This window comes from Gemella bergeri ATCC 700627, assembly GCF_000469465.1.
Classification (GTDB): Bacteria; Bacillota; Bacilli; order Staphylococcales; family Gemellaceae; genus Gemella; species Gemella bergeri.
The window spans coordinates 1-9,541 of record NZ_KI271808.1 but is presented as its reverse complement, the minus strand read 5'-3'; the positions used below and the strand labels follow the sequence as shown (position 1 = coordinate 9,541).

Genomic DNA, 9,541 nt, shown 5'->3' with positions numbered 1-9,541 from the left:
ATTACCACTACAAACATTGCTATTAAGCTCATTGTTTTTCTTAGTAGTGGGTTTCATAAGGTTGCCTTATCGCTATAGAACCAGCAACAAAAAATATTTTGTATATAAATATATACCTTTCATAATAATTACACATAGAATTACCTACATTATATCATTTTTTTAATATTTTTTCAGTATTTAATATTAAATCGATTGCTTTCTATATCAAAAGTTAACTTAAAAACAGATTGAAACTTAATAAATTTGGTAATCTTATTTTTCTAAATTAATTATTTTTTAAATTTTTATCTAATAGTAAAAGTTCTTGTTCTTCTACTTCTTCATTCATTAATATTTTTTGTTTCTGTTATTTTCTCCAAAACATTCGTTAAAAAGAACCTAAAATCAACATGATATGGATTTTTATTAAGATTACTCATTACCGTTTCACTCATCAACATGCCTGTTAGCTGATTTTCCAGATAAGATAATTTATCTTCCGAAAAATATTTAAGCATATTAATCTCAGCAAGGCTGAATTCTTTGTATTCTGTAGAAAGATTTTCTTCCTTAATATCTTCTACGAGCAATTCTTTTAAAGTAAGTTGACGTTCTCCGAGAAAATTTTTTATACCGTGCATGCCCGCCTCTTTAATAATATATTCTTCTCCAATATAATAACCTATATTTAAAAGCTCCGCTATACGGGTAAATACATCTTGCTCAGAAACTATCCTTTTTACATCACCTGTAAATAATCGTTTCTTTTTCTCTATTCTGTTGACAACTCTCTTGTATCTTGATAACCTGCCTTGATATAATTCATTATCTGCATCTTTATTCATAAAAATATCTATTCCCCCGATTAGATACAACGGTGCGGCGTTATAAACGATAGTTTCCGCAACATTATACTCCAAAGCAACACGTTGAGCGATATTGCCGCCAAGAGAATGACCGGTAAGAATAATATTTTTACCATATTTTTTCTCCATTTTTTTATAAAATTTATAACAAACTGAATAATGTTCTCCTTGTCCTAGACAAATCCCTACTATATCGGCATATAAGTCTTTTTCTCTATCAAAATAAAAATTCGTTCCGGTAAAAGATAAAACGTAATTATCTTTATCAATATTTTTAAATAATGCTCCGCTGCTACCGGTGTTTTTATCATAGAAGCTATGTAAATATTCCAACTCTTTCGGAAACTTACCTACTATTTTTTGTAATTCTATAAATTCCTTTATCACTCTTTTAGGTGTGTTAATTCTGTCCATAGCTTCTATTCGATATACGATAAACGAAGCATAGCTGGTTACTTCTAGTTCTTTTGCCACTTTTTTTCTCCTAATTTACTAATCAATAGTATTCTATCACACTTATTATATTTTTAACACTATTACCGTTGCCAAAGAGTGATAATTATTTTCATCTACCTATTTAAAATAAAATTATTTTTTGTTATAATAATATCAGATGTTTAATAACAGCTTAAACGGAGGTTAGATTTATGAAAATTTTACTTGCTTACTCTAGCAAAACAAAAAATACAAAAAAAGTAGCTGAAGCTATTTACGAAGATATAAAAAATCTAGGGGACGTTGATTTAATTGATATAAAAAAACATAAGAAAAAAATAAGTAAAGAGTACGATTTTTATATACTCGGCGCTTGGACGGATAAAACAAATGCTAATAAAAATATGCAACATTTTATCGATACTCAAGAAATTCATAATAAAGATGTAGCAATATTTTTAACCTGTGGTGTTCCACGTGAGCATTACCACGCCGATGATTCAATAAACAACTATATTGAATTTATGAAAGAACGTAATAACCGTATCCATAAAACATTTATTTGCCAAGGAAAAATAGATCCTAAAGTAATGATTGTCTTTAGAATTTTAACATGGAAAGACCCTAACTTTATTCATAAAGTAACACCGGACTTAGTGGAGATGGTTAATGAGTCTAAAACACACCCCGATGCTCAGGATTTAAAGGATGCTCAAGATTGTTTCAGCGCACTTTTAAAAGATATGGCACTTGAAAAATCACCGCTTAATGTTTAATAATTTTATTTCCAAAGTAAATTCCTAACTCAATAAATACTGTATCTAAATACCTATAAGCAATTCTATTAGAATTTTTACTTTTAGAAAAACACCATAACTAAACTTATTAAACCTGTTGCTAAATAATAACAACAGGTTTTTTAAATATATCTTTGTCCTCGGCTACCAAGTTATACAACCTTGAAATTTTTATATCATGTTCAAAATATTGAGCATTTTTACTATTTAAAGCTGTAACCAACATTATTTCTTTTTTATTATTTATTTCTTTTATTAAATGAGTTTTTTCTTTTTTTATCGCCAGCACTCTAAACACTTTTGTTCCAAAATACTTTTTATAATCTTCTTTTGTTGTATTAGTCAGTATATGAAGCAGATTGCGTTGTATTTTTTTATTACTGTATCTTTTGGTCGCTATATTTTCTATCAAATTTTTATAAGTTTTTGATATTTGTGTTGCATTAAATATTCTATTTTCCAATCCCTCATTAATATCATAAACATTGCTCAAACCGATTTTTCCTAAAATATTTATTTGATAGGTTATAAAGGAATAAAAATCCTCCAAGTAAATATTTTTTTTATTACGAAGTTTTTCCAGCATTTCAGCAGAAAGATAATTTTCTATCTCTTTTTTATAAATATTTTTTCTTAAGGTGGTAGCACTTAGAAATTTTGTTTTTTCCAAGTTTGAGTCGTTTAAATTTTGACCTTGTCGTTTTATAGGTATTAGTTTTACATTAGGTGCTTGTTTTTTTAATGCTTTATAATAACTATATGCCAGAATAAAATTTGGAACATTTTTATCAATATCAAACAATAAACTGTTTATTTTTGCATGGCTATAACCTTGTTTTAATAATTCTTTATATTTTAATTTAATATCTTTTTTCTGTTGTTTATTATACAATACGGAAAATTTTTCCATATTTGTTTCTTCCGTTCCGAAGATTAAATGAGTAATTCCCATTTTCACAAGAATTTCCACACTTTTTTCAGCGAAGTCATCTCCAAAAGCAACACTCGCTACGTAAGGTAGTGCGACCACCATATCACAACCGTTTTTTACCGCTTCTTCGGCACGGCTATAACCGTCTACTATTGCCGCCTCTCCTCTTTGAGTAAAATATTCACTCATTACACAAACTATTTCTCCACCGTCATGGTTTTTTATATATTTTTTTGCTTGCTCTATTAAATATTTATGTCCATTATGAAATGGATTAAATTCTGCTATAATACCTACTCTAATACTCATTTTATCGTTCCTTTTATCAGTTATAATTTTAATAAATTTTTTATATTAACGGTTATATAGATGACTACGCCTAACTTTAGAAAAATAAAGGTAACTTTCGTCACCTTTATCCATTGTTACTTTCAAATATATCGACTGTCCAGCCAACTAACTTACCATCTTCTGAGGTTACTCTACTGATTGAGAATTGTCGCGGTTTTTTATCTTTTTCTATTAACCTTGCAATCTCTTGTTTTCCATATTCCATCGCCTCTTTTTGTGAATTAAATACTTTACCTGTATTTCCAAGTCCTGCACTATGAGATAATTTTTTACCGTCATATTCGTAACTGTTTTTTTGATCTTGGTTTTTTGTTTTATTTTCTGTTGAACTTTGAGTTGAATCTGTCGTATTTGAATTTTGTTTTTCTTCTTTTTCTACCTTTTTGGTAGTATTGGTTTGTGATGTTTTATCTTTTTCTTTTGTAGAACTTTTTCCGAAAAAGTAATTATATCCCAGAAAAAGTGCACTTGATAAAAATATTACAAACACCATTCCCCATAGTATTTTTAATAAATTATTATTTTTCATATCCATCAGTCCTTTTTATTAAACTTTATAAATATTCACCTCCTAATTATACCACCGTTAGCTTTTTTTTGCGAAGTTTTTCCCTTATAAACAAAAAGATACTCTTAGGTAAAGAATTTATAATATTCTCTACCTTTGAAATATCTTTTTTATCAGTGATTAATTTTTAAACTATTTTTTATTTGGTATAAAAACTACCGTTCTTTCCCCTTTTGGATCATGAATAATTTTATAAGTATAACCTGTTTTATTTTTCTTAATTAGTTTATCCATCTCTTCATTTGCATATCTATGTGCTTCTTCTGAAGTTTTAAAGGTTCGTGAAGACGGTTTTTGCGAATTATCTGAAGAATTATCTTGTTTTTTATTATCTTGTTTCTTATTTTGACCGGTATCTTTTCTTTTATTATTATTTTCTATGTTAATTTTATTTTTTTTATTATTTGATGATGAATTGTTTTTATTGTCTGAAGTTTCATCTTTTTTGTTGTCTGAAGAATTATTTTCTTCTTCCCCTTTTTCTTCCTCTGTTTCATCATCATCAGATTTTTTATCATCTAGGTTTTCTTCATTGTCCTTATTATCTTCACTGTCTTTTTTTACAGAACTGGATTCATTATCTTTTTTCGGCTCTTTGTCACCACTGGAAAAATAACTTATCCCTATAAATAATGCACTGCATAAAAATACAGCAACCACTATCCCCCATAATATCTTTATTACTTTATTGTCTTTCATATTAATTCAGTCCTTCTTTTTTTACTATTTACTATTATAATACTCTTTTAAAAAAATTTCTATAGACGATTTAGAGTAAACGTTTCCTTTTATTCCGATTTTAAAAATCTCTATTAAGAAAAGAAGGAGCGACTAAAAATCATGATTTCATAAGAAATCGATTTTGTAGGGTCGCTCCCTCACGATTCATTAATCTTAGAAAAACTCTTTAATAAATTCCCAACTCAATAAACTTCTGCATCTAACTATCAATAAATTTTATTAAATATAGCATTACTCTAATAGAAATTACCTTTATTTTAATTATAATATTTCCGGTTGATTGTTAACGTTATTTTTTACATATTCTGTATTATTATCAATTTTTTAACTATTATACTTACCTATTACTTCAAATAAATATTTCCTAATATCTTCATTCGTAGAATTACCTAACATAGTGCGAAGTTTTTCTAATTGTTTATCTAAAGTAGCAATATCTATATCCAATGTTGTATTTTTATAAATCATTTTATTATCAGTTTTCTCACTGTTTTCGTAATCAAGCGATAACTCTTCATACATTTTCTCACCGGGACGTAAACCTATTTCTTCTATATCTATATCCTTATACGGCTCCAATCCTGAAAGTTTTATCAAATTTGTAGCAAGATCTATGATTTTCACAGGCTCACCCATGTCGAGCAGGAAAATTTCTCCGCTACTGGCATAATACCCTGCTTGTAAAACGAGTTGTGAGGCTTCCGGTATTGTCATAAAGTAACGAATTATGTTTTTATGAGTAATCGTTACAGGTCCACCTTTTTTTATCTGCTCCTTAAAAATAGGAATAACCGAACCGTTTGAACCTAAAACATTTCCGAATCTTACCGCTGCAAATTTAGTTTTGTATTTAGCACCTTTAGATTGTAAAATAATTTCTGTTAAACGTTTTGACGCTCCCATAGCGTTGGTCGGATTAACCGCCTTATCTGTAGAAATCATAATAAAACGTTCGACTTCATACTCAATAGCAACATCCATAACATTTTTTGTACCGAAAACATTATTTTTTATCGCTTCTTGAGGACGTCTTTCCATTAACGGTACATGTTTATGAGCAGCCGCATGAAAAACAACATCAGGTTTGTATTTCTCAAACACCTCTTTTAAAGCAGCCTTTTCTCTAATGCTCACTATCTCAGATATATAATTTACCTGTTCATATTCTTTAGCGTGTGATTTTTCAAAATCTAAATCACGTTCCAACATATATAGAGAATTTTCATTTATATCGACCAAAACCAACTGTTTTGGTTTAAACTTAAACACTTCTCTTGCGATTTGACTACCGATAGAACCGCCTGCCCCCGTTACTAAGACACTTTTCCCTTTTATATACGACTGAACTTCTCCTTGTGAAAGTTTAACTTCTCCACGTCCCAAAAGGTCTTCTATCGACACGTCTTTAAGGTGTTTTGAAATACTTTCTCCTTCTTCAAGAGCGATACCTGAACCCATTACCTTAACTTGAACATCCGCTTCTTTTAAAATATTTAATATTCTGTTTTTATCCTTGGTAGAAATAGACGGTATCGCTAAAAATACTTGTTCTACTTCGTGCTTAGGTATAATTTTTAACAAATCATAAGTTGTTCCTAAAACATTTACACCGCTGATAATTGAATTTTTTCTATTATCATCAATAAGTCCGACAACATTGGCTTTAAAAACATTATTTTTAGAAAGTTCTTTTAAAAGAATATAACCGGCATCTCCCGCTCCTATAATTAATGTATTTTTATAGGCATTTTTTCCATGAATATTATTTTCACGTTCTCTTAATGCTCTGTATAACATTCTAATAAACATTATCCCCGCAACAATAAGTAGTGGAGCAAAAATAACAAATCTTACATTAGAAAATGTATCAGGTAACATAAACTGATACAACACACCGCAAAATAAATCTGCAATCAATATTGAAGTACAAATATTAACTATCTCGGTAACTCCAAGATAAGACCATAAAGACTTGTTAATACCGAATATTTTAAATAATATTCCATAAATAAAAAGTGACAGCACTACAAACTCTAAAATACTTACACCATGATTTTCCAACATCTCCAGCGGGTAAGAATTTCGCCCTAAAAAAATAGAGGCTAAAGTACCAAGTGCTACTATAAATAAATCTATCATCATTATTAATTTAAAACGATGATATATATATAATTTTGATGAAAATAATTTTCTCATGTTCAACTCCTAATATAATAATTCAATAAAAAATATATTATTTTACAAATATCCCGGCAATGGTTAGTAGCGATAAGATACCTACAACCAACCTTTTAACAATCCAATCTTTTTAAAGTTTTTATATTAATTGTTCCACAATAACTTACCTGTGTTCAAATTCGTTTTACAAAACTTTTTTCCCTTGTTAACCTTGAGGGATGACTTAACAAAATCATACTTTAAAAAATTACGGTTTTTGTGCCGTTTTCAGTTAGCCATCCCCTTTTTATCCTAAAAATATTACCAATATATTTTTTATAATGTTAACCTATATCCTAAGTAAGTTGCCGCAATAATTATTATTCCCAAGATAACGAAACTCACTTTTCTAGTTTCTTTTATTACTATTATCTCAACAATTTTTTGAACAATTAAAATAACAAAACCTACTGCAATAAGGGTATTTTTCATTCTTTCGTTATCGATAAACATCGTGCCTATTATAATACCTAAGGCAACTACAGTAATTAACATACTTATAGCTAAAAATATTAGTTTTTTATCTACCATAAACCTCTATTTTCTCCTTACCTTAATTGTTACTTTTACTATTGGAGTATCAGTAGCGGTTTTTACATCTTCTTTCGGATAAATTTTTAAATTACTACGCTCTTCTGTTTCTTCTTTAACATCACTCAAATCAACATCAACATACATCGCCGATATTTTATCAAGCTCTTCTTGTGTTTCCGCTCTTACGGTAACTTTTGTTGAATCCGGCGTTATAGATACCAACTCATAATCCGAAGAAAGTTGACCCACTTTATTAACAAGTAGTGGTACTTCTTTTTCTATCTTTTTAAGATCAATTGTCATTACCGTTGATTCCGTTTCTATTTGAATATCTTCTATCTTGTTGTAATCACTGTCGTAAGCGACAATTTTAGCTTCTTCTCGTGTATTTTTATTAATTTTAGTTTTTGTAGCACTTTCTGCCCGTACTTCTTTAATTCTATTAATACTGTCTATATCTCCTGAAATTTTTACCGTATCATTATTTAAACTTAGTTTATCAATTTCAAAACCGAGCAATAACCTTTCTTTTTTAACTATCGGAGTGACTTTAAATTCACGTGTTACTTTTTCTCGAATGGAAATAGTAATACTGCTAGGTTCAACGGTAGCCTCCAGCCCTTTTTCCAATCCTTCCACTTCCAACTTAACTTTCTGATCGTCACCGATTTGGGCATTTTTTAAATTAAGTTTTACCTTGAAATTTTTAGCAATACTTTCTTTTTGTACTTTTGATGGAGGTCCGCTTAATTTTACAGACACCGTATTCGGTATTCCGACTACATAAAGTTTATCCCTATCATAATCAGTTTCCAACGGTACATCTGTTATCCAAGCAGCCGCTATATTGTCATTATTTCCAATAACGGAAATATTTTTGAAATTTTCATTTACTGAAATAAAAAGCAGTACCGCTATTAAAAATGATATTAATTTTAATTGGTTATTTTCTTTTAGCCTCATAATATCACCCCCTATTTTGATTTATCTCTAAGGAGATTATCTTTTTGAGTAAGCCAATTTTCTGTTAAATATTTTGAAAGTCCATCAGATTTAAAGTCTGTCGTTAAAACACCGTTTTGACAAACAGAAATTTTTCCCGTTTCCTCCGACACAACAACGACAATAGCATCGGTTAATTCCGAAAGTCCTAATGCCGCTCTATGTCTTGTTCCATAGCTGCTGGCGATACTTCTATTATCCGACAAAGGAAGAACGCAACTCGCTGCACGAATTTTATCTTTATTTAAAATCATCGCACCGTCATGAAGAGGTGTATTAGGGATAAAAATATTAATAATAAGTTCATTACTGACAGCTGCATTAATTATTATCCCGCTTTCTACATACTCATCAAGACCGGTATAATTTTCCAAAACTAACAAAGCTCCTATTCTTCTACGTGACATATGACGTGTCGTTTCGACGATGGAACTTATAATATCAGCTTTATTATCTTTTTCTTTTTTAATATTAAGGTTAAGGATATTAGATAACTGAACTCGACCGATATACTCCAACGCCCGTCTTAACTCCGGTTGGAATATAATCATTATACCAAGAACTCCCCATGTTACCACTTGATCAAATATATAAGTCATTGTTGTAAAGCCTATAAAGCTAAAAAATATTTTTAATCCAATAACGATTAAAATACCTTTAACAAGCTGCATACCACGTGTTCCTTTTAACAGTGTCAGCAATTTATAAACTACTACCCAAACTAATAATATATCAAGCAGGTGAATAATAAGTGTCAAAGTTCCTATGTTTGATAAATAATCAGCTATCATTTTAAAGCTCCTTTCTTTTTAATATTCTTTGTTACAAGTATTTTTTATTAACATTAAATACCTACAACAACCCACTTTTTATTATAACATAAATAAAAAGGTTATGCTGTAGTTTTTTTCTTTTTTCTTCTGTATCATATAAACTTATTTTAAAATATTCTTTATTACAAAAAACAGATTGAAAAAATCGGTTTTATAACAAATACAGGTACGGATTTTTGAACTGCACTCAAAAAGTTGGACAAAATATTTAATTATAAATGATTGACCTTTTCAACCAAAAAATCCCCACAAAGACATATCTTTATGGGTTGTATAATAAATAC

Annotated in this window: 9 protein-coding genes; 1 reads left to right on the top strand and 8 read right to left on the bottom strand. The window is 29.2% G+C overall.

Annotated features, from left to right (window positions below; genetic code table 11):
- Positions 1-323: 323 nt before the first annotated feature.
- The gene (locus HMPREF1983_RS01545; protein WP_021752522.1) at positions 324-1,322 is read right to left on the bottom strand and encodes a Tle-like phospholipase domain-containing protein; all 999 of its coding nucleotides are present in this window, start codon (positions 1,320-1,322) and stop codon (positions 324-326) included.
- A 173-nt stretch (positions 1,323-1,495) separates the two neighbouring features.
- Here HMPREF1983_RS01545 and HMPREF1983_RS01540 point away from each other — a divergent pair, with 173 nt between their 5' ends.
- Complete coding sequence (locus HMPREF1983_RS01540; protein WP_021752521.1) at positions 1,496-2,059, top strand: flavodoxin family protein; 564 nt, start codon at positions 1,496-1,498, stop codon at positions 2,057-2,059.
- 121 nt (positions 2,060-2,180) lie between these two features.
- Here the strand turns inward: HMPREF1983_RS01540 and HMPREF1983_RS01535 are convergent, their stop codons facing one another.
- The 7 genes from HMPREF1983_RS01535 to cdaA all read right to left on the bottom strand — a co-directional run bounded on the left by HMPREF1983_RS01535 (position 2,181) and on the right by cdaA (position 9,215).
- On the bottom strand, positions 2,181-3,320 hold the full coding sequence (locus HMPREF1983_RS01535; RefSeq protein ID WP_021752520.1) for a tRNA(Met) cytidine acetate ligase: 1,140 nt from the start codon (positions 3,318-3,320) through the stop codon (positions 2,181-2,183).
- Between the two features lie 106 nt (positions 3,321-3,426).
- Positions 3,427-3,891 carry a hypothetical protein gene (locus HMPREF1983_RS01530; protein WP_084404564.1) on the bottom strand — a complete coding sequence of 155 codons (465 nt, stop codon included), beginning with the start codon at positions 3,889-3,891 and terminating at the stop codon, positions 3,427-3,429.
- Between the two features lie 171 nt (positions 3,892-4,062).
- Positions 4,063-4,629, bottom strand: a complete 567-nt coding sequence (locus HMPREF1983_RS01525) for a hypothetical protein (RefSeq protein WP_021752518.1) — start codon at positions 4,627-4,629, stop codon at positions 4,063-4,065.
- 366 nt (positions 4,630-4,995) lie between these two features.
- Positions 4,996-6,867, bottom strand: a complete 1,872-nt coding sequence (locus tag HMPREF1983_RS01520) for a polysaccharide biosynthesis protein (RefSeq protein WP_040460786.1) — start codon at positions 6,865-6,867, stop codon at positions 4,996-4,998.
- A 297-nt stretch (positions 6,868-7,164) separates the two neighbouring features.
- Entirely contained in the window at positions 7,165-7,419 is a 255-nt protein-coding gene (locus HMPREF1983_RS01515; protein WP_021752516.1) for a hypothetical protein, read from the bottom strand.
- Between the two features lie 6 nt (positions 7,420-7,425).
- Positions 7,426-8,385, bottom strand: coding sequence for a CdaR family protein (locus tag HMPREF1983_RS01510; RefSeq protein WP_021752515.1), 960 nt, complete (start codon positions 8,383-8,385; stop codon positions 7,426-7,428).
- A gap of 11 nt (positions 8,386-8,396) precedes the next feature.
- A complete protein-coding gene (gene cdaA / locus HMPREF1983_RS01505) occupies positions 8,397-9,215 on the bottom strand; it encodes a diadenylate cyclase CdaA (RefSeq protein WP_021752514.1) in 819 nt (272 codons plus the stop codon).
- Positions 9,216-9,541: the final 326 nt, after the last annotated feature.

Coding starts and splice junctions, on each gene's coding strand:
- HMPREF1983_RS01525 (WP_021752518.1), bottom strand. CDS start 4,629: ATGAAAGACAATAAAGTAATAAAGATATTATGGGGGATAGTGGTTGCT.
- HMPREF1983_RS01535 (WP_021752520.1), bottom strand. CDS start 3,320: ATGAGTATTAGAGTAGGTATTATAGCAGAATTTAATCCATTTCATAAT.
- HMPREF1983_RS01530 (WP_084404564.1), bottom strand. CDS start 3,891: ATGAAAAATAATAATTTATTAAAAATACTATGGGGAATGGTGTTTGTA.
- HMPREF1983_RS01520 (WP_040460786.1), bottom strand. CDS start 6,867: ATGAGAAAATTATTTTCATCAAAATTATATATATATCATCGTTTTAAA.
- HMPREF1983_RS01540 (WP_021752521.1), top strand. CDS start 1,496: ATGAAAATTTTACTTGCTTACTCTAGCAAAACAAAAAATACAAAAAAA.
- HMPREF1983_RS01510 (WP_021752515.1), bottom strand. CDS start 8,385: ATGAGGCTAAAAGAAAATAACCAATTAAAATTAATATCATTTTTAATA.
- cdaA (WP_021752514.1), bottom strand. CDS start 9,215: ATGATAGCTGATTATTTATCAAACATAGGAACTTTGACACTTATTATT.
- HMPREF1983_RS01515 (WP_021752516.1), bottom strand. CDS start 7,419: ATGGTAGATAAAAAACTAATATTTTTAGCTATAAGTATGTTAATTACT.